At 68.6% G+C, this 21,698-nt stretch carries 26 protein-coding genes; 5 read left to right on the top strand and 21 right to left on the bottom strand.

Annotation, left to right across the window (positions count from 1 at the left end):
• Positions 1 to 24: 24 nt before the first annotated feature.
• The 4 genes from rpsK to infA all read right to left on the bottom strand — a co-directional run bounded on the left by rpsK (position 25) and on the right by infA (position 1,435).
• Positions 25 to 426 carry a 30S ribosomal protein S11 gene (gene rpsK / locus DAA40_RS10725; RefSeq protein ID WP_106849714.1) on the bottom strand — a complete coding sequence of 134 codons (402 nt, stop codon included), beginning with the start codon at positions 424 to 426 and terminating at the stop codon, positions 25 to 27.
• Positions 427 to 484: 58 nt separating this feature from the next.
• Entirely contained in the window at positions 485 to 856 is a 372-nt protein-coding gene (gene rpsM, locus DAA40_RS10730) for a 30S ribosomal protein S13 (RefSeq protein ID WP_106849715.1), read from the bottom strand.
• Between the two features lie 190 nt (positions 857 to 1,046).
• The gene (gene rpmJ / locus DAA40_RS10735) at positions 1,047 to 1,160 is read right to left on the bottom strand and encodes a 50S ribosomal protein L36 (protein ID WP_106849716.1); all 114 of its coding nucleotides are present in this window, start codon (positions 1,158 to 1,160) and stop codon (positions 1,047 to 1,049) included.
• 53 nt (positions 1,161 to 1,213) lie between these two features.
• Positions 1,214 to 1,435, bottom strand: a complete 222-nt coding sequence (gene infA / locus DAA40_RS10740) for a translation initiation factor IF-1 (RefSeq protein WP_106351127.1) — start codon at positions 1,433 to 1,435, stop codon at positions 1,214 to 1,216.
• A 361-nt stretch (positions 1,436 to 1,796) separates the two neighbouring features.
• Here infA and DAA40_RS10745 point away from each other — a divergent pair, with 361 nt between their 5' ends.
• Entirely contained in the window at positions 1,797 to 2,156 is a 360-nt protein-coding gene (locus DAA40_RS10745; RefSeq protein WP_106849717.1) for a hypothetical protein, read from the top strand.
• Between the two features lie 54 nt (positions 2,157 to 2,210).
• Here the strand turns inward: DAA40_RS10745 and DAA40_RS10750 are convergent, their stop codons facing one another.
• Together DAA40_RS10750 and DAA40_RS10755 are read right to left on the bottom strand one after the other, a co-directional pair.
• Positions 2,211 to 3,317: an acyl-CoA dehydrogenase family protein gene (locus DAA40_RS10750; RefSeq protein ID WP_106849718.1), complete on the bottom strand. Its 1,107-nt coding sequence runs from the start codon at positions 3,315 to 3,317 to the stop codon at positions 2,211 to 2,213.
• Positions 3,314 to 4,522, bottom strand: coding sequence for an acyl-CoA dehydrogenase family protein (locus DAA40_RS10755; RefSeq protein ID WP_106849719.1), 1,209 nt, complete (start codon positions 4,520 to 4,522; stop codon positions 3,314 to 3,316). Before DAA40_RS10755 ends, DAA40_RS10750 begins: the two co-directional genes overlap by 4 nt.
• Positions 4,523 to 4,627: 105 nt before the next feature.
• On the opposite strand from DAA40_RS10755, the gene DAA40_RS10760 reads away from it, so the two are divergent.
• The 4 genes from DAA40_RS10760 to DAA40_RS10775 all read left to right on the top strand — a co-directional run bounded on the left by DAA40_RS10760 (position 4,628) and on the right by DAA40_RS10775 (position 7,728).
• Positions 4,628 to 5,146, top strand: a complete 519-nt coding sequence (locus DAA40_RS10760) for an NUDIX hydrolase (RefSeq protein ID WP_158716381.1) — start codon at positions 4,628 to 4,630, stop codon at positions 5,144 to 5,146.
• Between the two features lie 218 nt (positions 5,147 to 5,364).
• Entirely contained in the window at positions 5,365 to 6,015 is a 651-nt protein-coding gene (locus DAA40_RS10765; RefSeq protein ID WP_106849720.1) for a hypothetical protein, read from the top strand.
• Between the two features lie 70 nt (positions 6,016 to 6,085).
• Positions 6,086 to 6,994 (top strand): LCP family protein, encoded by a 909-nt coding sequence (locus tag DAA40_RS10770; protein WP_158716382.1) that lies wholly within the window; start codon positions 6,086 to 6,088, stop codon positions 6,992 to 6,994.
• A gap of 74 nt (positions 6,995 to 7,068) precedes the next feature.
• A complete protein-coding gene (locus DAA40_RS10775; protein ID WP_106849722.1) occupies positions 7,069 to 7,728 on the top strand; it encodes a response regulator transcription factor in 660 nt (219 codons plus the stop codon).
• Positions 7,729 to 7,762: 34 nt separating this feature from the next.
• Here the strand turns inward: DAA40_RS10775 and cydC are convergent, their stop codons facing one another.
• The 15 genes from cydC to rpsH form a co-directional block, all read right to left on the bottom strand.
• A complete protein-coding gene (gene cydC, locus DAA40_RS10780) occupies positions 7,763 to 9,454 on the bottom strand; it encodes a thiol reductant ABC exporter subunit CydC (RefSeq protein WP_158716383.1) in 1,692 nt (563 codons plus the stop codon).
• On the bottom strand, positions 9,447 to 11,087 hold the full coding sequence (gene cydD, locus DAA40_RS10785) for a thiol reductant ABC exporter subunit CydD (protein WP_106849724.1): 1,641 nt from the start codon (positions 11,085 to 11,087) through the stop codon (positions 9,447 to 9,449). The genes cydC and cydD overlap by 8 nt, the downstream gene beginning before the upstream one ends.
• Complete coding sequence (gene cydB / locus DAA40_RS10790) at positions 11,088 to 12,152, bottom strand: cytochrome d ubiquinol oxidase subunit II (protein WP_106849725.1); 1,065 nt, start codon at positions 12,150 to 12,152, stop codon at positions 11,088 to 11,090.
• Between the two features lie 20 nt (positions 12,153 to 12,172).
• Positions 12,173 to 13,669, bottom strand: coding sequence for a cytochrome ubiquinol oxidase subunit I (locus DAA40_RS10795; protein ID WP_106849726.1), 1,497 nt, complete (start codon positions 13,667 to 13,669; stop codon positions 12,173 to 12,175).
• Between the two features lie 187 nt (positions 13,670 to 13,856).
• Positions 13,857 to 14,546 (bottom strand): hypothetical protein, encoded by a 690-nt coding sequence (locus tag DAA40_RS10800; RefSeq protein ID WP_106849727.1) that lies wholly within the window; start codon positions 14,544 to 14,546, stop codon positions 13,857 to 13,859.
• Positions 14,547 to 14,622: 76 nt separating this feature from the next.
• Entirely contained in the window at positions 14,623 to 15,888 is a 1,266-nt protein-coding gene (locus tag DAA40_RS10805) for an ABC transporter substrate-binding protein (RefSeq protein WP_158716384.1), read from the bottom strand.
• Between the two features lie 147 nt (positions 15,889 to 16,035).
• A complete protein-coding gene (gene map, locus DAA40_RS10810) occupies positions 16,036 to 16,902 on the bottom strand; it encodes a type I methionyl aminopeptidase (RefSeq protein WP_234356341.1) in 867 nt (288 codons plus the stop codon).
• Positions 16,903 to 16,908: 6 nt separating this feature from the next.
• Entirely contained in the window at positions 16,909 to 17,490 is a 582-nt protein-coding gene (locus DAA40_RS10815; RefSeq protein WP_106849729.1) for an adenylate kinase, read from the bottom strand.
• Positions 17,490 to 18,800, bottom strand: coding sequence for a preprotein translocase subunit SecY (gene secY, locus DAA40_RS10820; protein ID WP_106849730.1), 1,311 nt, complete (start codon positions 18,798 to 18,800; stop codon positions 17,490 to 17,492). The genes DAA40_RS10815 and secY overlap by 1 nt, the downstream gene beginning before the upstream one ends.
• A 217-nt stretch (positions 18,801 to 19,017) precedes the next feature.
• A complete protein-coding gene (gene rplO / locus DAA40_RS10825) occupies positions 19,018 to 19,455 on the bottom strand; it encodes a 50S ribosomal protein L15 (protein WP_234356368.1) in 438 nt (145 codons plus the stop codon).
• A gap of 38 nt (positions 19,456 to 19,493) precedes the next feature.
• On the bottom strand, positions 19,494 to 19,676 hold the full coding sequence (gene rpmD, locus DAA40_RS10830) for a 50S ribosomal protein L30 (RefSeq protein WP_106849732.1): 183 nt from the start codon (positions 19,674 to 19,676) through the stop codon (positions 19,494 to 19,496).
• 4 nt (positions 19,677 to 19,680) lie between these two features.
• On the bottom strand, positions 19,681 to 20,286 hold the full coding sequence (gene rpsE / locus DAA40_RS10835; RefSeq protein ID WP_106849733.1) for a 30S ribosomal protein S5: 606 nt from the start codon (positions 20,284 to 20,286) through the stop codon (positions 19,681 to 19,683).
• 34 nt (positions 20,287 to 20,320) lie between these two features.
• The gene (rplR, locus tag DAA40_RS10840; protein ID WP_106849734.1) at positions 20,321 to 20,716 is read right to left on the bottom strand and encodes a 50S ribosomal protein L18; all 396 of its coding nucleotides are present in this window, start codon (positions 20,714 to 20,716) and stop codon (positions 20,321 to 20,323) included.
• A complete protein-coding gene (gene rplF / locus DAA40_RS10845; protein WP_106849735.1) occupies positions 20,716 to 21,252 on the bottom strand; it encodes a 50S ribosomal protein L6 in 537 nt (178 codons plus the stop codon). Before rplF ends, rplR begins: the two co-directional genes overlap by 1 nt.
• A gap of 11 nt (positions 21,253 to 21,263) precedes the next feature.
• On the bottom strand, positions 21,264 to 21,662 hold the full coding sequence (rpsH, locus tag DAA40_RS10850; RefSeq protein ID WP_106849736.1) for a 30S ribosomal protein S8: 399 nt from the start codon (positions 21,660 to 21,662) through the stop codon (positions 21,264 to 21,266).
• Between the last annotated feature and the right edge of the window lie 36 nt (positions 21,663 to 21,698).

Consider the following 21,698-nt stretch of genomic DNA (forward strand, 5'->3'; position numbering starts at 1 on the left):
TCTGTACCTGATTACCTTCCCGCGTTAGACGCGACGACGCTTCTTCGGACGGCAGCCGTTGTGCGCCTGCGGGGTCACATCGGAGATGGTGCCGACCTCGAGGCCGGCGGCGGTGAGCGACCGGATCGCGGTCTCGCGGCCCGAGCCCGGGCCCTTGACGAACACGTCGACCTTCTTCATGCCGTGCTCCTGCGCCTTGCGGGCAGCGTTCTCGGCTGCCATCTGCGCGGCGAATGGGGTCGACTTGCGCGAGCCCTTGAAGCCGACGTGGCCGGCCGAGGCCCATGAGATGACCGCACCGGTCGGATCGGTGATCGACACGATCGTGTTGTTGAAGGTGCTCTTGATGTGGGCCTGACCCACGGCGATGTTCTTCTTTTCCTTACGACGGACCTTCTTGACGCCCGCGCGTGCTTTTGGAGGCATGTGGCCTTCTACTCCAGAGTTCTAAGGGTGAGCTTGGTCGATGAGGTGAGAGAAGCTGTTACTTCTTCTTCTTGCCCGAGATCGTCTTCTTCGGGCCCTTGCGGGTGCGCGCGTTGGTGCGGGTGCGCTGTCCGTGGACGGGAAGGCCGCGACGGTGCCGGATGCCCTGGTAGCAACCGATCTCCATCTTGCGGCGGATGTCGGCCTGCACCTCGCGGCGCAGGTCACCTTCGACCTTGAGGTTGTTGTCGATGTACTCGCGCAGCTTGATGAGGTCCTCGTCGGTGAGGTCCTTGACGCGGGTGCTGCCGTCGACGCCGGTCGCCGCGAGCGCCTGCTCGGACGACGTACGGCCGACACCGAAGATGTAGGTCAGGGCGATGACCGTGCGCTTCTCGCGCGGGAGGTCGACGCCGGAGATGCGTGCCATGTGCTCGTGGCTCCTTGTGGGCTCGTGGCCCGGTGTTGTTACGAGGTGTGGACCTGCCTCCCGGGCCAGCCACAGCCCGGCCCCGGCCTCGTAAAACCGGGGGTCTCCCCCGAGGGGAGTCGGTAGATCCTATTTCCTTGTGGTGGTGCTGGTGCCGTCGGCGTACGCCTCGGGCGGTCGCGCCGTCCTGCTAGCCCTGGCGCTGCTTGTGGCGCAGGTTGTCGCAGATCACCATGACGCGGCCGTGGCGACGAATGACCTTGCACTTGTCGCAGATCTTCTTGACGCTGGGGTTGACCTTCACGTGATGCCCTTACGGAGTTGTTCGACTGAGGTGTTCGAGCGGCGGTTCGCCGGCTACTTGTAGCGGTAGACGATCCGACCACGGGTCAGGTCGTACGGCGAGAGCTCCACGACCACGCGATCCTCCGGGAGGATGCGGATGTAGTGCTGGCGCATCTTGCCCGAGATGTGGGCCAGAACCAGGTGCCCGTTCTCCAGCTCAACGCGGAACATCGCGTTGGGCAGGGGCTCGACAACCTTGCCTTCGACCTCGATTGCGCCGTCTTTTTTCGCCATAACCTCTAACCATCGTCTGCATGCGTCGGCAGCACCCTGGATGGGCGTACCGTTTCGTGCGTCGGCGTGCTGAGGGATGCTCTGGGTCCGCGGCCACAGCGGATGGGTACAGAACTAGCGCACGCCAACGAACCACTTTACGGCAGCGCGCGAATTATCACAAAGGGCGCAGGAAGCGACCTCGGTCACGCACCCGGGCGTGTCGCCATCCGCGATTTCGATGGGTGCCGTCTGTTACGACTGGCAGGCGATGATACTGTCCCCGCACAACCCGACCCCGCCGGAGCCTGCCATTCATCGCTTGCCGCCACGACCGCCAGCACACGAGGGATCCGCGCGTGCTCGCTCCGGGCGCGGGCCCGTGATCGCGATAGCCGCACTCATCGTGCTGCTCACTGCAGCGTTGATTGGCCTGGTGCTCGCGCTGTTCACCGGCCGGCACGAAGCCTCCTCCGCCCTGGACCATGCCTGCCAGGTTGCCGAGTCCATACCGGACGACGTCGTCGACCGTTTCGAGGGCGGGGATCTCCTGGAGGATCCGGAGTACTGGAAGCTCACCGCTCTGCAGCCGCTCGTCAAGGCTGCGGCAATCGAAGAGGACGACGAATCTCTCCACGCCATCGCGGACGATCTGGCCAAAGGCGCATACCAGCTCCAGTACGACAGGCTCGAACAGGGCTACACCCAGATTCGCTCACGCTGCGCCGCAGCACGAGACTGAGCCATCGGCGCCGTCTGATGGTCCGCCGATGGCTCAGTGGTCAGTGGCTGGGGGCTACTGCGGAAGCTCGATCAGCTCTCCGAGCCAGGTGCGGTGGGCGTCGGCGCGGCCGAGGGCCAACGAGTCGGCCTTGGCCCGCTTGAGCATCAGGTGTGAGGGGTTCTCCCAGGTCATGCCCTGGCCGCCGTGCATCTGCAGACACTCCTGAGCAGCGTGGACGGCGCTGACCGACGCGTGCGCCTTGGCCACCGCGGCCGCCACCGGCAGGTCGGGGTCGTCCGCGCCGGCGCACGCCGCGGCGTACTTGGCAGCAGCCTGCAGCTGGGACACGCCCACGTACACGTCGGCCATCCGGTGCTTGAGCGCCTGGTAGGAGGCGATCAGCCGGCCGAACTGGTAGCGCTGCTTCATGTAGGACACGGCGGTGTCGAGGGCGTTCTGTGCGACGCCGAGCATCTCGCACGAGAGCATCGCCGCCCCCACCGTGAGGGCGTGCCGGACGGCGCCCGCGGCGTCCCCGCCGACCGAGGTGCCCTGCGCGCCGTCGAGCGCAATGTCGGCGAGCTGGCGGGTCATGTCGAGCGAGACCGCCGGGGTGATGGTGGCCTCGGACGCCGCGACGGCGTACAGCCCGTCGTCCGCCGGGACGATCAGGACGTCGGCGGCGAGCGCGTCGGCCACGACCGGCACGGTGCCGGTCAGGCGCCCCTCCGACACCGAGACCGTCGGGGTGAAGGCAACAGTGGGCGAGGCGGCGAACGGCACGACCAGCGCACCGATCTTCTCCCCCGCGGCGAGCTCGCCGACCAGCTTGGTGTCGCCGGCGTGCAGCAGCGCGGCGGTGGCGAGGACGGCGCTGCCGAGGTACGGCACGGGCGCGGTCGCGCGCCCCAGCTCGGTCATCACCGCGCCGACCTCGCGCCAGCTGGCCCCGGCTCCCCCGAGGTCCTCGGGGACGGCGAGCCCGGCCAGGCCCAGCTCCACGGCGATCTGCTTCCACAGCGCGCGATCGGTGGTGTCCTCGGCCTCGGTGCGGGCCAGGACGTCCTGCCAGGCGGCGCGCTTGGCCAGCAGCCCGCGCAGGGTGCTGGCGAGCTCCTGCTCGTCCTCGGTGTCGATCAGTGAGAACTGGCTGCCGACGACGGCTTCGGTGGTGGTCATCGGGGCAGGTCCTTCCAGGGAACGTCCTTGTCGACGCGGTACTCCGGCGGCATGCCGAGCACCCGCTCGCTGATGATGTTGCGCATGATCTCCGAGGTGCCGCCCTCGATGGACAGTCCCTTCCAGCGCAGGTAGCGGAAGCCCGGCGGCTGCATGCCACGGGCCCCGACGTCCGGGCGCCCCATCGAGTAGTCCCCGTAGCGCAGGCCCTCCTCGCCCTGCATCTCCAGCTCGAGGCCGGTCAGCCGCTGGGTGAGCGTGGTCAGCCCGAGCTTCACGGCCGAGCCCTCCGGTCCCGGCGCGCCGGCGGCGAGCTGCTGGCCGAGCCGGATCTGGGCCAGGCGCAGCGCCTCTGCCTCGACCCACGAGGCGAGCAGCTCGTCGCGTAGTGCCGGGTCGTGCTCGCTCGCGCCCTCCCAGGTGTGCACGGCCTCGCCGATCGCGCCGGTGCCGCGGTGGGCGACCCGGCCGCCGATCGCGACCCGCTCGTTCATCAGCGTGGTCTGCGCGACCGACCAGCCCTGGCCGACCTCGCCGAGGCGCTGGCTGTCGGGGATGACGACGTCATCCAGGAAGATCTCGTTGAACTCGGCTTTGCCGGTGATCTGGCGCAGCGGGCGGACGTCGATGCCCGGGGTGTCCATCTTGACGTAGAAGTAGGTCATGCCGCGGTGCTTGACGGCGTTCGGGTCACTGCGGGTCACGAGGATGGCGTAGTCGGCGTGATGTGCGAGGGAGGTCCAGACCTTCTGGCCGTTGACCACCCAGTCGCCGTTCTCCTGCTTGACGGCGGAGGTGGCGAGGCCGGCCAGGTCCGAGCCGGCGCCGGGCTCGGAGAACATCTGGCACCACACCTCCTCGCCGGTGTACAGCGGACGCAGCAGCCGCTCCTGGGTCTCGCGGTCGGCGTATGCCAGGATCGTCGGCGCGGCCATGCCGAGGCCGATGACGTTGATCGCGGACTTGTTGTCCGGCGCGCCCGCGGCGGCGAACGCATCGTTGACGTCGGCCTGCAGCGAGCGGTCGAGGCCCTTCCCTCCGAGCCCCTCCGGGAAGTGCACCCACGCCAGCCCGGCGTCATATCGGGCCCGGTGGAACTCCACCGGGTCGGTGCTGGCGGGGTCGTGCGCGGCGAGGAACTCGCGCACCTCCTCGGCGAGCTGGGCGGCTTGGGTCTGACGATCTGCTCTGGTGTCTACGGCCATGGGGTCAGCCTCCTTCGGAATGCCCCCGGCATCCTCGCACACGACCTGACTCCTACGTCAACTCCTGGCGCCGCGGCTGCGTACCGGCAGCGCTACAGTATCGCTGTGCCGCCGCCGATCGACGCCTTCCACGAGCCGCGCGAGGGCGAGGTGCCCACGCTGCGCCAGCGGATCGGCGCATACGGCGTCCTGGTCCGCGACGACCGGCAGCAGCGTGAGATCCTGATGACCCGCATCTCGCCATGGGACTACGGCGCCGGCATGTGGACGCTGCCGGGGGGCGGCATCGACCACGGTGAGCATCCGGACGACGCCGTCGTCCGCGAGGTCTACGAGGAGACCTCGATACGGGTGCGGGTGCGCTCGATCGGCCGGGTGACCAGCCTGCATGTGATCGGACGCAACCGCGCCGGACTGCTCGAGGACTTCCAGGGCGTCGGCATCATCTACGTCGTCGACGCGCTGGAGGGCGTCGAGCTCGACTCGCTGCAGATCATCGAGCAGGACTCCTCGACCGACCACGTCGAGTGGATGCCGCTGGACTCGGTGCACGACGCGCAGGGCCGGCCGCGCGATTTCACGAACGTGGCGAAGGCCGGCCTGCTGATCGCCGCCGAGCTCTGAGGACCGGCGGCACCTCGATCAGGTCGGCCTGAGCCGCATCCGCAGCCCGATCCGCGTCCGCACGGCTCGCCGTACCCGCGGGTTGCCGGGCCCATGGGGGTCGCTGATCGGCATCGATCGTCAGCGGCCTTTGCTAGGGTCAATACCGCGTCGTGACCATTTCGTGACCCGACGCTGGTTCGTACCCGATGGAATGAGGTCCTGCAGCAGTGCCGCGCATGAAGCTCGCACCCGTCGCGCTGGCAGGCGCCGTGGCCGCGCTGTTGTTCGGTGGCGCCGCGTACGCCGCCCCGCCGGCGTCCTTGCCCCCGCTCGTCGTGTCTCCCGCCACGGTTGTTCCGGACGGCGAGATCCTGCTGACCGGTGCCGGCTGCGTCGGCACCGGCGGCACACCGGGAGTCGTGATCGTCACGCTGCAGAACCCCGACGGCACCACGCTCACCGACGAGGTCACCGACATCGACGCGAACGGCGGCTGGGCCGCGCAGTATACCGCCCCGAACGCCGCGGCCAGCTACACCGTCGCGGCCAGTTGCGACCTGTACGGGAGCACCCTCACCTACCCAGCCGCCACCGTGACCGTCAGCGTAGGCGGCGGATCGGCGCCACCGGCCGGCGCCGAGCTTGATCGTTCGCCCGGTTCCTCGACCGCCGGCGGGGTTGCCGGAGACGACCTGGCCGGAACCGCGGTGGACGACCCTGCCGAGCCCAACGCGCCGGCCGCGAGCAGCGTGCCCGATCAACCGGGGGACGACCTCTCCACGACGGGCAGCCCGCTGGACGATGCCGGTCTCATCGCCGGCGGACTGCTGCTCGGGGGGCTGGGCGCGGTGTACGCCGGGCGTCGCCGAGCAGCCTCGTCGACGTGAGCCCGCCGGCGCGCTGGTGAGGCCGCGGCGGCTGCTCCCGCAGCACCGGGGAGCACGAGCCGTACTGCTCGTGGCGGCACTGCTGGTGCTCGCGCTCGGCGTCGACACTGCCGTCCTGAACGCACGCATCGCGACCATCGAGGTGCGCCTACCGGACGTCGATGACGACGTCGAGACGTGGGTGCTGTTCGGATCCGATAGCCGGGATGCCACGCCCCCGGGAGCCGTCCCCGCCGAGTTCGGCACGAGCGAGCAGGTGCCCGGTGAGCGCGCCGATCTGCTCGTGGTGCTCACCGTCCGCGACGGTCATAGCGCCGCGGTGTCGATTCCCCGGGATCTGCTGGTCTCCAGCGACGGGTACCCGATGCGCGTCGGAATGACGCTTCAGGACGGCCCGCAGCAGCTAGTCGACACCCTGTGCACCAGCCTAGGCATTCCGGCCGATCATCTCGTGGGCCTGCACTTCGACGGATTCGTCGAGATCGTCGATGCCCTCGGCGGTGTCGAGGTGACGATTCAGTACCCGATGCGCGACCCCTTGGCCGGCCTCGACCTGCCCCACGCTGGGCGACAGCGCCTCGACGGGTCCCAGGCGCTGGCCCTCGTGCGCTCCCGGTCCGCCGAGCGGCGCGTGGAGGGCAGCTGGCAGCCGAGCTCGGACGGCGCCGGCGACCGGACCAGCTGGTCCGGGGTGGTCCTGGGCGCCGTCCTTGATCGCATTGAAGATCGTCGATTCAATCCGGTGCTGCTGCAGCGCGTCGCGTGGGCGGCCACGGGGGCGCTGCACACCGACGCCGGGACCGGGTTGCTCGACCTCGCCGGATTGGTCGGCAGCCGGCCGGAGATCAGCCCGCTCCCGCACGACCCACCGGCCGGGACACCACCACCCGGCGGCGTCCTGCCACTGCCGCCGAATGCTGAGACCGCCGAGGCGCTCGCGCAGCTCGGGCTCGGCGGGAGCTGCCGGGCGGCGGCCTGACCGGTCGGCCGGCGACGAAGCCGGCCGCCCTGAGCGCCGCGGCGGCTACACTGACGGACGGCCAGGAGGTGCCCATGACCGCGACGCAGCCCCGATCGGAGAACCGGATCGAGAACCTGCGCGTCCTCGTCGTGGACGACCGCCCGCTGATGCGGGCCGGGCTGGCCAGCATCCTCGAGACCAACGCGCTCACCGACGAGGTGCTGCAGGCCGGATCCCTGGAATCGGCGTACGCCGTCCTGGCCAGTCGTGAGGTCGACGTCATCGTCGTCTCGCCCGATCAGCGGGACCCGGTGGAGACCAACCGGCGGTTTTGCGCGCTGGCGAAGCGGTCCGGCCGTGCGCGCGTCATCTGCCTGTGCCGTGACGAGGCGGTGGCTCCCCCGGCCTGCGGGCGGTTCACAACGCTTCCGGAGACGTCGCCGCCGGGCCGTTTGCTGACCATCGTCGACCAGTCCCGCCCGGCCTCGGACACGGTCTCCTGCGCGGACGGCGACTGCGGGTGCCAGCACACCCACCTCACGTCGGTCGCCCGGCTCACCGCCCAGGAGTCGCTCGTGCTCGCGGGACTGACCGATGGGCTGTCGAACAGGGAGATCGCCGAGCAGCTCGGGCTCGCGGAGAAGACGGTCAAGAACTACATGACCCGGATCTTCACCAAGCTCGGAGTCACCAGCCGCACCGCTGCCATCGCAGCCCTTCGGGACGAGGTCGAGGGCGCCCTCCACCACTGACCCCCGGCCGGATGCGGTGGGTTTGACCCCGCTCTCAGCCGCTTAGCGTGGTGGAACCCATCGCATCCGGTGCTCGGTGGTGGGGCCGCGCGCTCAGGTCGAGCACCGAGTCGAAGCGCTGCAGTCCCTCAAGATCGTGGGTGACCAGCACGAGGGCGCGGTCGGCCGCCACCTCGGTGAGGTCCCGCAGCAGGGTCTGGGCGGTGTCCCGGTCGAGCCCCGCGGTCGGCTCGTCGACGAGCAGCACCGGCCGGTCGGCCAGCAGCGCCCGCGCGAGTGCGATGCGCTGTCGCTGCCCGCCGGAGACCAGGACGCCGAACTGACCAACCCTCGTGTCGATGCCGCGGGGCAGCGCGTCGACCCAGTCGCCGAGCCGCGCGCGCCGCAAGGCTTCGCGGATCTCGCCGTCCGTCGCGTCGCCCTTGGCCAGTCGTAGGTTCTCGGCCACCGTCGTGTCGAACAGGTGCGCCTGCTGGTCGCACCACGCGAACAGCGCGCGCAGCTCGTCGGGGTCGATCTCGGACGCCGGGACGCCGCCCACCCGGTAGCTTCCACCGGTCAGCCGCGCATAGCCCATGAGGGCGGCGATGATCGTCGACTTGCCCGAGCCCGACGGGCCGACGATCGCCAGTGAGCTCCCCGGCTGGAGGCGGAGAGTGACGTCGCGGACTGCGGGGCGAGCGGCGTCCGGCCAGGTGATGGCGGCATCGTCAAGCTCGATCGGCCACGGCGAGGTGGGCAGCGTACGGCCGCCGCCGGGCGCCCGCGCCGGCTCGGGCGTGTCAAGCACCTCGACCAGCCGCCGGGCGCTGGCGCGGACGCCGAGCAGCGAGGCGACGGCCGGCTCGATCAGCGCCGCCAGCTCGATCAGGCCAAGCGGCAGCATGATCGCGACCGCGGCGGCCTCGTGCGTGATGTCGCCAGCCTGGGCCGCCTGCGCGGCCAGGGCGACGATGGCGATCACTCCCCCGGCCAGCGCGAGCATGCTCAGCCCCGAGGCGATTCCGGCCCGGCGCGCGGCTCGGGCGCCGAGGCGCTCCTCCTCGGCGTCCAGCGCATCGAGGTCGTCGAGCCAGGCGCTGCGCGCCACCCGTAGCCCGGGGTCGCTGGCCGCGAGGACCGTCTCGGAGGCGAGCGCGGCGCGGCGCGAGCGCACGACACGCAGCGCTGCCTCGTCACGTTCGTCGCCGCGCAGCACCAGCAGCGGTCCGACCAGCGCGGCGAGGACGACCATGAGCAGCAGCACGCCCCCGGCCGCAGGCAGGATCAGGGTGGCCGCGATGACCGCGCCTGCGAGCACCAGCGCGGTGGAGACGATCGGCAGGATCACCCGGGTCACCAGGTCGGCGAGCGCGTCGACGTCCGCGATCAATCGATCGAGCAGGTCGCCCTTGCGCCACATCGGCCCGATCGGCGCGAGCCGCTCGAGCTTGGCGTAAACCTTCTGGCGCAGTGAGCCCAGCGCGTCGAAGGCCGCATCGTGCGAGACGATCCGCTCGGCATACCGGAAGACCCCGCGACTGGTGCCGAAGAACCGGACGCCGGTGACCGCGACCATGAGCCACAGCAGCGGCGGCTGGAAGGAGGCACGCATGATGAGCCAGGCAGACGTGCCCAGCAGCGCGACGCTGGCGCCGCTGGCCAGCGCGGCGAGCAGGATGGCGCCGGCCAGCCGGCCGCGGGGGATGTCGACCAGCTTCAGCAGGCGGAGCTCGGGTCTACGCATCGACCGGCACCATCTCAACGACATGAGCGGCGTACTGCGCGACGAGAGCGCGGTGGCTGGCGATGACCACCGTGCGACCGGCGAGCCAGCGGGTCATCCGCTCCAGCAGCTCGCGTTCGGTGCCGGGATCCAGCGCGGACGTCGGCTCGTCGAGCAGCACCGTCTGGGCCCCGCCCGCGATGGCGCGCGCGATGGCCAGCCGCTGCCGCTGGCCCTGGGACCAGTCCGCGGCGTCGTCCCCGAGCACCGTCTGCATGCCGTGCGGCAGCGCGGCGACCACCTCATCCAGGCAGGCCGCGTGCAGCGCGTCGGCGACCACGTCGTCCCCGGCGTCCGGCGCGAGCACCCGCACGTTGTCGGCGACCGTCCCGCCCAGCAGATAGGGCGACTGGCCGACGTACGCCACACCGGCTGCCCACTGCTCGGGGTCGATCTCGCGCAGCGGAAGTCCGTCGACGCGCACCTCGCCGTCGGACGGCGTGATCACCCCAGCGAGCACGTTGAGCACGGTCGTCTTGCCCGATCCCGACGGCCCGCGCAACAGCGTGATCTGCCCGCCCGGGGCATCGAGCTCGGGCAAGGTCACGGCGTGCCGGTCGCCACCGAAGTCGACGCGGACGCCGCGTAGCTGCAGCCGGGGCGCAGCGGACGGCGCGGCCTGCGCGCCAGGGGCGGGCACCGGCTCGTCGAGGATCTCGAACGCCCGCTCGGCGGCGGTGAGGCCGTCGACGCTGGCGTGGAACTGGGTGCCGACCGCGCGCAGCGCGAGGTAGGCCTCGGGGATCACCAGCAGGACCGTCAATGCGGGCTCGAGATCGATCATGCCGCGCGCCAGCCGCAGGCCCATGGTCACGGCGACCAGCGCGACGGACAGGGTGGCGAGCAGCTCGAGGGCGAACGACGACAGGAAGGCGATCCGCAGGGTCTTCATGGTCGCCTTCTTGTGCTTGCGGTCGGCCTTGGCGATCAGCTCGCCCTGCGACCGCGAGCGCCCGTACGCCTTGAGGGTGGACAGCCCGGTCACGACGTCCACGAACCGGTGCGCCAGCACCTCGAGCATGCGGTACTGACGGCGGGTGCGCTGCTGCGTGTAGAGCCCAATCAGGACCATGAACAGCGGGATCAGCGGCAGCGTGACGATCGCGACGATCGCGGAGGTCAGGTCGACCCAGCCGACGTAGGCCACCACCGCGGCAGGGACGATCGTGGCGATCACCAGCTGCGGCAGGAAACGGGCGGCGTACCCCTCGAGTCCGGCCACGCCGGTGGTGACCAGCGCGATCAGGTGAGCAGGACTTCGGCGTACCGCCGCTCCCCGGTCCTCGGTGACGACTCGCTGCAGGATGGCGCGGCGCATCTGGCTGGTCAGCCGGACGGCGAGCTTGCGGGGGAAGAACTCCCCCGCCCAGGCGAAGCCCACCCGCGCGATGATCCACAGCGCCAGCAGGGCGATGGCGCCGGACAGCTGGTGCAGGGGGCGTTCGTAGCGGATCGTCTGGGTGATCACGTGGGCAAGAGTGGCCGCGTAGCCCACCGCAGTGATGCCGGCACCCACGCCCACGACGACTGCTCCGGCCATCAGCCGCCGAGTGGCGGCCGCATACCGGAGCAGTCGAGGGTCGAGAGGCTTCACCTAGTTATTGTCGCGCGCGACCTCGGGCGTCTGCTCGACGGCGGTCTTCGGCCGGTCGGCAGGGATGCTCTTGCGCGTGATCCGCTTGCGGAACACCCAGTAGGTCCAGGCCTGGTAGGCCAGCACAATCGGGGTCATGATCACCGCGACCCAGGTCATCACCGTCAGGGTGTACGACGAGGACGCCGCGGCCTCGGCAGTCAGGTCGTGCTCGCCGTTGATGTCGGGCATGACGTTCGGGTAGAGCGCGACGAACAGGCCGGCGACGAAGGTCGCGATGGTGACGCCGAGCAGCGCGAACGCCCAGCCCTCACGGCCCGCGTGGATCATCAGCAGGGCGCCCAGCAGCGCGACGGCGGCCAGCAGGAGCAGGATCGTGGCGACCACGCTGCCGTAGGCCAGGATGGTCCACACGATGAACACGCCGCCGACCGCGAGCGCGCCGTAGCCGATCTTCTTGGCCATGTCCTCCGCGCGGCGCTGCATGCTGCCGGCGGTCTTCAGCGCGAGGAACACCGCGCCGTGCAGCAGGAATACCAGCAGCGTGGTGAGGCCACCGACCAGGGCGTATGGGTTCAGCAGGTTGAAGAACCCGCCGGTGTAGTCGATGTTGCCGTTGTCGTTGAGCCCCAGCGGGACGCCGCGGACCAGGTTCGCGAACGCCACGCCCCACAGAATCGCCGGGACCCACGAGCCGATGCCGATGCAGATGTCCCAGCCCCGTTTCCAGCTCTTGCTGTCGGGGTCGCCCTTGCCGCGGTACTCGAACGCGACGCCGCGCACGATGAGCGCGAGCAGGATCAGCAGCAGCGGCAAGAAGAATCCGGAGAACAGGGTGGCGTACCAGAGCGGGAAGGCGGCGAAGGTCGCGCCGCCGGCGGTGAGCAGCCACACCTCGTTGCCGTCCCAGACCGGGCCGATGGTGTTGATGATGACCCGGCGGTCACGCTCGTCCTTGCTCAGGATCGGCAGCAGCATGCCCACGCCGAAGTCGAATCCTTCGAGGAAGAAGTAGCCGATCCACAGGACGGCGATCAGGTAGAACCAGAAGTCGACGAGAGTCATTGTTCAGTCCCCTGCTTCCGTTAGTACGCGAACGACATCGGACGGCCGGCGTCCTCGTCGTCGTCATCGGCGTCGTCGTAGCGGTCGTGATCGTCGATGCTGATCTCGTCCTCGTCCTCCATGCCCGGGATGAGTGGTTTGGGCTCGAGGGACGCGATCGACTCCTCTTCTGAGGGTGGGCCGATCTTGGCGTACTTGATCATCAGCTTCAGGTCGACCACCGCGAGGATGCCGTAGACGAGCGTCAGTGCCGTGAGGCTGGTGATCGCCTCGCCAGCTGACACGGACGTCGAGTAGGCGTCCTTGGTCTGCAACAGGCCGAACACGGCCCACGGCTGACGGCCCATCTCGGTGAAGATCCAGCCGAAGGAGTTGGCCAGGAACGGCGAGACCAGGGCGATGATGGCGCCCCACATCAGCCACTTGCTAGAGGACGACTTGCCCTTGCGGCTGGTCCACAGCGCCCACAACGCCCACAGGGCGGCGATCGCACCGAAGCCGATCATGAGGCGGAATGACCAGTAGGTCACCGGGATGTTGGGCGCGAAGTCGGTCTGGTTGAACTGCTCGCCCCACCGCTCGACGTACTCGGCCTGCAGCTCGTTGATGCCGTGGACGACGCCGTCGAACGAGCCGGTCGCCATGAACGACAGCACCTTCGGGATGCGGATCGAGAACAGCTCCTCGGACCCGTCGAGGCTGCCCACCGTGAAGATCGAGAAGCTGGCACCAGCCTGGGTGTTGTAGAGCGCCTCGGCGGCCGCCATCTTCATGGGCTGGACGTCGGTCATGACGCGGGCCTGCAGGTCACCGCTGATCACGGTTCCGATGAAGCCGACCAGCACCGACCAGGCGCCGATCTTCAGTGTCGGGCGGAAGACGTCGAGGTACTTGCCGCGGATGACATACCAGGCGCTGACCGCCGCCATCACTGCGCCACCGGTCATCGCCGCGCCGGTGAGCACGTGCGGGAAGGTCACGAGCTGCACCGGGTTCACCAGCACCGCGCCGATGTCGTTCAGCCGCGGCATGCCGCCATCGTCCAGCTCGTAGCCGACGGGGTTCTGCATCCATGAGTTGGCGGCCAGGATGAAGTAGGCCGAGAGCATCGTGCCAATGGACACGAGCCAGATGGTTGCGTTGTGTAGTTTCGGCGAGAGCCGGCCCCAGCCGAAGATCCACAGGCCCAGGAAGGTCGACTCCAGGAAGAAGGCCAGCAGGGCTTCCATCGCCAGTGGCGCACCGAAGATGTCACCGACCAGGCGGGAGTACTCCGACCAGTTCATGCCGAACTGGAACTCCTGCACGATGCCGGTGACGACGCCGATGGCGAAGTTGATCAGGAAGAGCTTGCCGAAGAACTTCGAGCCCTGCAGGTACTTCACCTTGCCGGTGCGGTTGTACGCCGTCTGCAGGCCGGCCACGAGGGGCGCGAGGCCGATCGTGAGGGGAACGAACAAGAAGTGGTAGACGGTGGTGATGCCGAACTGCCACCGGTGAATGAGCTCTGGGTCCACCGCACGACTCCGAATCTGAACAAGCACTATTCGTACATCGTCTAGGAATACCCTTCACGCGACGTTAACACTAGGGACCAAGGTCCCGGAGTACCGGTGAGTAGCAGCACACGGCTGGTCAAATGACCTGTCTCAGCCGAGACCGGGCAACCTCACAGTCCCGCTGCCTTCGCGTCGCGTCCGGCACCTAGGCGCCCACAAGCACCGTGGCGAGTGTGCCGAGTCTGGTGAAGCCGAGCGAATCCGCGAGGTCGTGGCTGTCATCGACGCCGACCCGCAGCTGCGGGATCAGTCCCGCGTCGAGCGCGTCGTGCATCGCGAGCGCGGCAGCGACCTGGAGCGATCCGTTTCCGCGCGCGTCGATGGCATCGACCATGGTCAGGTCGGCGAGGATGTCCTGACGGGCCGAATAGGCCGCTGCGGCCTGGGGATCGTCGTCCTCGTCGAGGACGACGAAACGGTACTCGTGTGCAAGAAGCCCGTCGAGGTCGGCGTCGTCCGGCGCACACCGCCTGAGCAGGTCGCGCACCGCCTGCTCGTCGTCTGTGACGCGCGCCTGCTCCAGCGAGCCGTCGGCGATGTAGTCATCGGCGTACATCAGCGAGCTGACCCTGGTCGCATGCGGCTGGTGCTCCCGGGCGAGCGCGAGGAGCCCGTGCGTCTCGATCAGCGACTCGTCGGAGTACGACTCGGCGATCTCCAGCGCCCATTGCGGGGCGTGCACGATGGTTCGCCCGAGCAGCCGCACGACGGTGATCGCGTCGCCGTCCGTGCTCGCGTACAGGCGTCCCGAGCCGGCCGCAAACGCATCATCGGGCAGCCCACAGGTGCGAGCCCACGCCATCGCCACGATTGCCGCGGTGTTCTGGTCAACCACGGCCTCGACTCTAGACGGCGGGCCGGCGCGGTGCGGCGATCGCCGCACCGCGCCGGCCCGATCGGATCCGCGGAGGCTACTGCTGGTGAGGGAGCTTGTACTCCTTCGCCTCGTCGGACTCGATCCAGTCGCTGACCTCCTTCAGGCCGCCGGGCGCGTCGGGATCGATCTGCGCGATTAGGTTCGCGCGGGTCGGTGAGTCGCCGGGATCGGAGTAGTCCAGCGGCTGGGTGAGCCCTCCGGTGTCGAGCTCGGTGACCTGCTTGCGCGCCTTCAGCAGGCCGGCGCGCGTCAGATCGCCGTCTTCGCAGGCCTGCTCCAGGATGGCGCCCCACACCAGCCCTGAGAGATAGCCCGTGACGACGGAATGTGCGGGGTCGTCCTGGATCCCGGACGCCTCGTACTGCTCTCGGAGTTTCGTCGAGGCCTCGCTGTCACTGCCCCAGGTGCGGCCGGGCGGCAGCAGGTAGAAGTTCTCCTGCATGGCGGCAACGACGCCGGCGTCCTCAAGCATGTTGGGCTGGAAGGCGGAGTTGAATCCGAGCAGCGGAACGTTGAGTCCCTGGCCCTGCATCTGCACGGCGGTGGACGCCGTCGCGGCAGGCGGCATGGCGATATAGATGAGGCTGACGCCCTCGGCCTTGAACTTCGTGACGGTGGCGGTCATGTCGGTGTCTGTCGGGGACGCCGGAGCGCCGATGACCTGGATGTTGTGCTTCTGGGCATATGCCTCGACGCCGTGGAAGGAGTTCTGGCCGGCCTCGTTCTGCAGGTAGATCGCGCCGATCTTGTCACCGTCCTTGATCATGCCCTGCTCCGCCATCCACGCCAGGCCGTTGATCGCTTCGATGTCGAAGGTGGTGGTGACACCGACCATCACCTCGTTGTCGAGGTTGTCCGAGGCGATCGTCGGAGAGGACCCCATGGTGCTGCTGCTGATCATCTTCTGCTTGATCGCGGCAAAGACCGCTGAGCCGATGATCTGGATCAGGCCGACGGCCTCGTTCTGCAGCGTGTCGTACAGCGGAATGGCCTGGTCGGCCTTGTACCCGGTATCCCGGACGTCGAGCTTGATCTGGCGCCCACAGATCCCACCATCGTCGTTGACCTCCTTGGCCCACAGCTCGTTGCCGTGGGTGACCAGCACGCCGCCGGTCTTGAAGGGGCCGGAGGCGTCGGTCAGCCCGCCCAGGGTGATCTCGTCATCGGTGACCCCGATGTCGGTCTTTACGCCGTCCGAGCCGCCGCCGCCGCCCTCGTTCGTGCCCTTGGTCGAGCAGCCGGTGACCGCGACCGTGAGCGCGGTACCCAGTCCGATGACGGCGAGCTTCCTGTTGACCATTGATACCTCCATCCCGCCGCGCCCGGAGACGCGGCCGACCTGACGATGGTGTCAAGTTTGTCTGCAGAATATAGAGAGATCAAGATCCGGAGATTTAGCGGTGACCTTCTTCACTGCCGAGCCGGTGTCAGTGCCGGGCTCAGTGCCTCAGTCGCCGAGCGCGCTGATCCTCAGGCCCCGGGCGGCAAGCTCGGCCCGCCCACCGTCTCGGGCGGTGAGCACCCAGGGCCCGCTCTCGGTCACGGCGTAGGTGTGCTCGACGTGGGCCGCCACCGACCCGTCGGCGGTGACGACGGTCCACCCATCCGCGAGTTCTCGGGTGCCCGCGGCTCCCAGCGTGAGTATCGGCTCGATCGCGAGCGCCATTCCCACCTCGAGCCGCGGGCCCTTGCCCGGCGTGCCGTAGTTCAGGATGTGCGGATCCTGATGCATCTCGGTCCCGATCCCGTGGCCGCCGTATTGCTCCACGATGCCGTACTCGCGTCCGTGCCGACGGTCCCACTTCTCGACACTGGACTCGATCGCGTGGGAGATGTCGCTCAACCTGGCCCCCGCCGCGCCGGCGGCGATACCGCACCACATCGCGTCCTCGGCGACCTCGATCAGCTGGGCGTGAGCGTGCTCGATCTCCCCGACGGGCACGGTGATCGCGCTGTCGCCGTGCCAGCCGTCCACGATCGCCCCGCAGTCGACCGACAGCAGGTCGCCGTCCCGCAGGATCTTGTCGGGGCGGGGGATGCCGTGCACGACCTCGGCATTGACCGAGGCGCAGATCGAGCCGGTGAAGCCGTGGTAACCGAGAAAGGACGGCGTTCCGCCGCCGTCGCGGATCACCGACTCGGCCACCGCGTCCAGGTGTGCCGTGCTGACGCCGGGCCGCACCTCTGCCCGGACGGCGTCCAGCGCGTCCGCGACCAGTAGTCCGGCCACCCGCATCGCGGTCAACTGCTGCGGCGACTTGACCTGGATCGCCCTCCCGCGGGCGCGACGGACGAGCCTGCTGAGGAGGCTCACCGATTGCTAGCTGACGCCGAGAGCCTCGAGCGCGCGGCCGGTGACCTCGTCGATCTCGCCCACGCCGTCGATGCTCCGCAGCGTCCCACGGCCGGCGTAGAACTCCACCAGCGGCGCAGTCTGCTCGGCGTACACCTGCAGGCGGCGGCGCACCGTCTCCGGCTTGTCGTCATCGCGCTGGGTGGGCTTGCCATCGACCATGGTGACCCGCTTCGACAGGCGATCGACGATGTGGTCGTCAGGGACGCGGATCTCCAGCACGCAGTCCAGCGGCTTCTCGGCCTTCGCCAGCAGCCCGTCGAGGGCCTCGGCCTGCGCGAGCGTGCGCGGGAAGCCATCGAGCAGGTAGCCGCGGACGGCGTCCGCCTGCGAGAGCCGGTCCTCGACCATCGCGACGGTCACCTCGTCGGGCACGAGCTCTCCGGCGTCCATGTACTTCTTGGCCATCTTGCCCAGCTCGGTCCCCTCGCCCACGTTGGCGCGGAAGATGTCACCGGTGGAGATCTGCGGGACTCCGAGACGCTCGGCGAGGAGGATGGCCTGCGTGCCCTTGCCCGCGCCGGGAGGACCAAGAAGAACGATGCGCATCAGCGGAGGAACCCTTCGTAATTACGTTGCTGCAGCTGGCTCTCGATCTGCTTGACGGTCTCCAGCGCCACACCCACCAGGATGAGCACCGCCGTACCACCGAACGGGAAGTTCTGGGCTCCCGCCGGCCCAGTCAGACTGAGCAGCAGGTTGGGCAGAATCGCGACGGTACCAAGGTACAACGCGCCCGGCAGCGTGATGCGAGACAGTACGTAGTTGAGGTATTCGGCAGTGGGTCGACCCGGCCGGATGCCTGGGATGAACCCGCCGTAGCGCTTCATCTCGTCCGCGCGCTCCTCCGGGTTGAAGGTGATCGCGACATAGAAGTAGGCGAAGAACACGATCAGCAGCAGGTACAGCACGATGTGCACCCAACTGGACATGTTGATGATGTAGTTCTCGAAGAACCGCCGGATCGGGCCGGCCGGTGTGTTGCCCTGCAGCTGGGTGATCAGCTGCGGGATGTACAGCAGCGACGAGGCGAAGATGACCGGGATGACGCCCGCCTGGTTCACCTTCAGCGGAAGGTAGGTCGACGTCCCGCCGTACATCTTGCGACCGATCATCTTCTTGGCGTACTGGACCGGGATCCGGCGCTGGGCCTGCTCGACGAAGACGACGGTCACGATCACGATCAGCGACAGCGCGATCATCGACCACAGGATCACCTGGCCGCGGCTGGCGATCGACGCGCCCTCAGCGGGGATGCGGGCCGCGATCGAGGTGGCCATCAGCAGCGACATGCCGTTGCCGATGCCCTTCTCGGTGATCAGCTCGCCGAACCACATGATCAGCGCGGTGCCGGCGGTCATGGTGATGACCAGGAGGGCGTAGGACCAGATGGAGTTCTCGTCGGCCAGGATCGGGCGATCGCAGGGGAACAGCTGCCCGGAGCGCGCCAGCGCGACGATGCCGGTGGCCTGCAGGACACCGAGCGCGATCGTGAGGTACCGCGTGTACTGCGTCAGCTTGGCCTGGCCGGCCTGGCCTTCTTTCTTCAGTAGCTCGAATCGCGGGATGACGACGGTCAGCAGCTGGATGATGATGCTCGCGGTGATGTACGGCATGATGCCGAGCGCGAAGATCGACAGCTGCAGCAGTGCCCCGCCGGAGAACAGGTTCACCAGCGAGTAGATGTCTCCCTGGCCGCCGGCGGTGGCCTGCTGGACACACTGCTTTATGTTGCCGAGCAGGACGCCAGGTGAGGGCACCTGGGCGCCGACGCGGTACAGCGCCACTATGCCGAGCGTGAAGAGAATCTTGTTGCGGAGGTCGGGCGTCTTCATCGCCGACCCAAACGCCTTGAGCACGCATCCTCCTGCGCTGCTGCGCTGGACGCGTGCGCGCCCGGCACAAGAAAGTACTGCCTGGTCTTGGTCCGCAGCGCCGTGGCGCTGTCGGAGGTTGCCTGCCCCCCCGTGCACGTCAGGCGAGCCAGCACTCGACTCTATATCACCGCTACCGCCCACAGATGCCTACCCCGCCCGTGCCCAAGGGGCGCCGGGCGGGTCAGCAGGACGGGGCCGGTCACAGCTCGGTGACCGAGCCTCCCGCCGCGGTGATCTTCTCCTTGGCCGAGCTCGAGAACGCGTGCGCGCTGACCTCGAGCTTGACGTCGCCGAGCTCGCCGGTGCCGAGCACCTTCACCAGCTGGCCCTTGCGGACGCCACCGGCCTGGACCATCTCGTCCACACCGACCTTGCCGCCCTCGGGGAACAGCGAGGCCAGCCGGTCGAGGTTGATGACCTGGTAGGACGTCGCGAAGCGGTTCTTGAATCCCTTGAGCTTCGGCAGGCGCATCTGCAGCGGCGTCTGGCCGCCCTCGAAGCCAGCGCGGACCGTGTTGCGGGCGTGCTGGCCCTTGGTGCCACGACCGGCCGTCTTGCCCTTGGACGCCTCGCCGCGACCCACGCGGGTCTTGGCCTTGTGGGCGCCAGGAGCCGGACGGAGGTGATGCACCTTGATCGGTGCGCTCGCCTGAGCCTGGTTGTCTTCTGCCATTGCTACTTCACTTCCTCAACGGACACGAGGTGCGTGACCGTCTGGACCATGCCGCGGATCTCCGGGCGGTCCTCCTGGATCACGGTGTCGTTGATCCGCTTCAGGCCCAGGGCGCGCAGCGTGGCGCGATGATTGGGCTTGACGCCGATCGACGACCGGAGCTGGGTGACCTTGATCTGTGCCATGCGCTTACGCTCCCTGGCCGGCACGCGCCCGCAGCATGCCCGCGGGGGCGACGTCCTCGACGGGCAGGCCACGGCGAGCGGCCACCTCCTCGGGACGCACGAGGCCCTTCAGGGCGGCAACGGTGGCGTGCACGATGTTGATCGGATTGTCCGAGCCGAGACTCTTGCTCAGGATGTCGCCGATGCCGGCGCACTCGAGGACGGCGCGGACCGGACCACCGGCGATGACGCCGGTACCGGGGCTGGCCGGCTTCAGCATGACGACCCCAGCCGCGGCCTCGCCCTGGATCTGGTGCGGGATGGTCGAGGCGATCCGGGGGACCTTGAAGAAGTTCTTCTTCGCCTCCTCGACGCCCTTGGCGATCGCGGCAGGGACCTCCTTGGCCTTGCCGTAGCCGACGCCCACGGTGCCGTCACCGTCGCCGACGACAACCAGCGCAGTGAAGCTGAAGCGCCGTCCGCCCTTGACGACCTTGGCGACTCGGTTGACCTTGATGACGCGCTCGAGGTGGTTGGACTTCTCCGCCTGAGCCTGGTTGTTGCGGCCGCCATCGCGACGATCCCGGCGATCGCCGCCGGCACCGCCGCCGCGACGCTGCTGTCCTGGCATTAGATGCTCTCCTTGACCGAAAGAGTGGTCTGCATTAGAAGTCGAGGCCTCCCTCACGCGCGGCCTCAGCCAGCGCGGCGATGCGACCGTGGTACTTGTTGCCGGCGCGATCGAAGACCACCGAGCTGATGCCAGCGTCCTTGGCGCGCTGGGCAACGAGCTCGCCGACCTTCTTCGAGATCGCGCTCTTGTCACCCTCCGCAGCGCGGACGTCGGCCTCCAGCGACGAGGCGGACACCAGCGTCTTGCCGACGCTGTCGTCGACGATCTGCGCGACGATGTGCCGCGAGGACCGGGTGACGATCAGGCGTGGGCGCTCGGTGGTGCCGACGACCTTCTTGCGCAGCCGGAAGTGACGACGGGCCTTGGCGTTGCGGCGCTGCTGCGCCACACCACGACCGCCGGTGCGTGCGATAGCGGACGATGCCATTACTTACCCTGCTTTCCGACCTTGCGGCGAACCTGCTCGCCGGCGTAGCGAATGCCCTTGCCCTTGTACGGCTCGGGCCTGCGCAGCTTGCGGATTTTGGCGGCGACCTCGCCGACCTTCTGCTTGTCGATGCCGACGACCGAGAACTTGGTGGGCGACTCGACCTTGAAGGTGATGCCCTCCGGCGGGTCGACGACGACCGGGTGCGAGAAGCCCAGCGAGAAGTCCAGGCTGCTGCCCTTGGCGGTGACGCGATAGCCCACGCCGACGATCTCGAGCTTCTTCTCGTAGCCCTCGGTGACACCGACGACCATGTTGTTGATCAGCGAGCGAGACAGGCCGTGCCGGGCACGCGAGTCACGCTCGTCGTCCGGGCGGCTCACGACCACGCCATCGTCATTCTTCTCGATGCTGATCGGCGTGACGACCGTGTGCTTGAGCTCGCCCTTGGGGCCCTTGACGGTGATCTCCTGGCCCGCGATCTGTACGTCGACACCACTAGGGATGGCGACGGGAAGACGACCAATACGCGACATGGTTCCCTCCCTTACCAGACGTACGCGAGGACTTCGCCGCCCACGCGCTGACGGGTCGCCTGCTTGTCGGTGAGCAGGCCGGACGACGTCGAGATGATGGCGATGCCGAGGCCGCCGAGCACCCGGGGAAGCTCGGTCGAGCGCGCGTAGACGCGCAGACCGGGCTTGGAGATGCGGCGGACGCCGGCGATCGAGCGCTCCCGGTTGGGACCGTACTTGAGCTCGATCTTCAGGACCTTGCCCTTCTCGCCGTCGGCGACCTCATAGGAGGCGATGTAGCCCTCCTGCTTGAGGATCTCGGCGATGTGGGTCTTGAGCTTGCTGTGCGGCATCGAGACCTCGTCGTGGTACGCCGAGTTGGCGTTGCGCACGCGGGTCAGCATGTCCGCGATGGGATCGGTCATCGTCATTACAGATCCCGTCCCTTCGTGTTCTGCATGAGTGTT

Source organism: Blastococcus sp. Marseille-P5729 (assembly GCF_900292035.1).
Classification (GTDB): domain Bacteria; phylum Actinomycetota; class Actinomycetes; order Mycobacteriales; family Antricoccaceae; genus Cumulibacter.

What these genes read in the sequence shown, in the direction of transcription:
- rpsK (WP_106849714.1), bottom strand. Translation starts at nt 426, where the DNA reads ATGCCTCCAAAAGCACGCGCGGGCGTCAAGAAGGTCCGTCGTAAGGAA.
- rpsM (WP_106849715.1), bottom strand. Translation starts at nt 856, where the DNA reads ATGGCACGCATCTCCGGCGTCGACCTCCCGCGCGAGAAGCGCACGGTC.
- infA (WP_106351127.1), bottom strand. Translation starts at nt 1,435, where the DNA reads ATGGCGAAAAAAGACGGCGCAATCGAGGTCGAAGGCAAGGTTGTCGAG.
- DAA40_RS10750 (WP_106849718.1), bottom strand. Translation starts at nt 3,317, where the DNA reads ATGACCACCACCGAAGCCGTCGTCGGCAGCCAGTTCTCACTGATCGAC.
- DAA40_RS10755 (WP_106849719.1), bottom strand. Translation starts at nt 4,522, where the DNA reads ATGGCCGTAGACACCAGAGCAGATCGTCAGACCCAAGCCGCCCAGCTC.
- DAA40_RS10765 (WP_106849720.1), top strand. Translation starts at nt 5,365, where the DNA reads ATGAAGCTCGCACCCGTCGCGCTGGCAGGCGCCGTGGCCGCGCTGTTG.
- DAA40_RS10775 (WP_106849722.1), top strand. Translation starts at nt 7,069, where the DNA reads ATGACCGCGACGCAGCCCCGATCGGAGAACCGGATCGAGAACCTGCGC.
- cydC (WP_158716383.1), bottom strand. Translation starts at nt 9,454, where the DNA reads ATGCGTAGACCCGAGCTCCGCCTGCTGAAGCTGGTCGACATCCCCCGC.
- cydB (WP_106849725.1), bottom strand. Translation starts at nt 12,152, where the DNA reads ATGACTCTCGTCGACTTCTGGTTCTACCTGATCGCCGTCCTGTGGATC.
- DAA40_RS10805 (WP_158716384.1), bottom strand. Translation starts at nt 15,888, where the DNA reads ATGGTCAACAGGAAGCTCGCCGTCATCGGACTGGGTACCGCGCTCACG.
- DAA40_RS10815 (WP_106849729.1), bottom strand. Translation starts at nt 17,490, where the DNA reads ATGCGCATCGTTCTTCTTGGTCCTCCCGGCGCGGGCAAGGGCACGCAG.
- rpmD (WP_106849732.1), bottom strand. Translation starts at nt 19,676, where the DNA reads ATGGCACAGATCAAGGTCACCCAGCTCCGGTCGTCGATCGGCGTCAAG.
- rpsE (WP_106849733.1), bottom strand. Translation starts at nt 20,286, where the DNA reads ATGCCAGGACAGCAGCGTCGCGGCGGCGGTGCCGGCGGCGATCGCCGG.
- rplR (WP_106849734.1), bottom strand. Translation starts at nt 20,716, where the DNA reads ATGGCATCGTCCGCTATCGCACGCACCGGCGGTCGTGGTGTGGCGCAG.
- rplF (WP_106849735.1), bottom strand. Translation starts at nt 21,252, where the DNA reads ATGTCGCGTATTGGTCGTCTTCCCGTCGCCATCCCTAGTGGTGTCGAC.
- rpsH (WP_106849736.1), bottom strand. Translation starts at nt 21,662, where the DNA reads ATGACGATGACCGATCCCATCGCGGACATGCTGACCCGCGTGCGCAAC.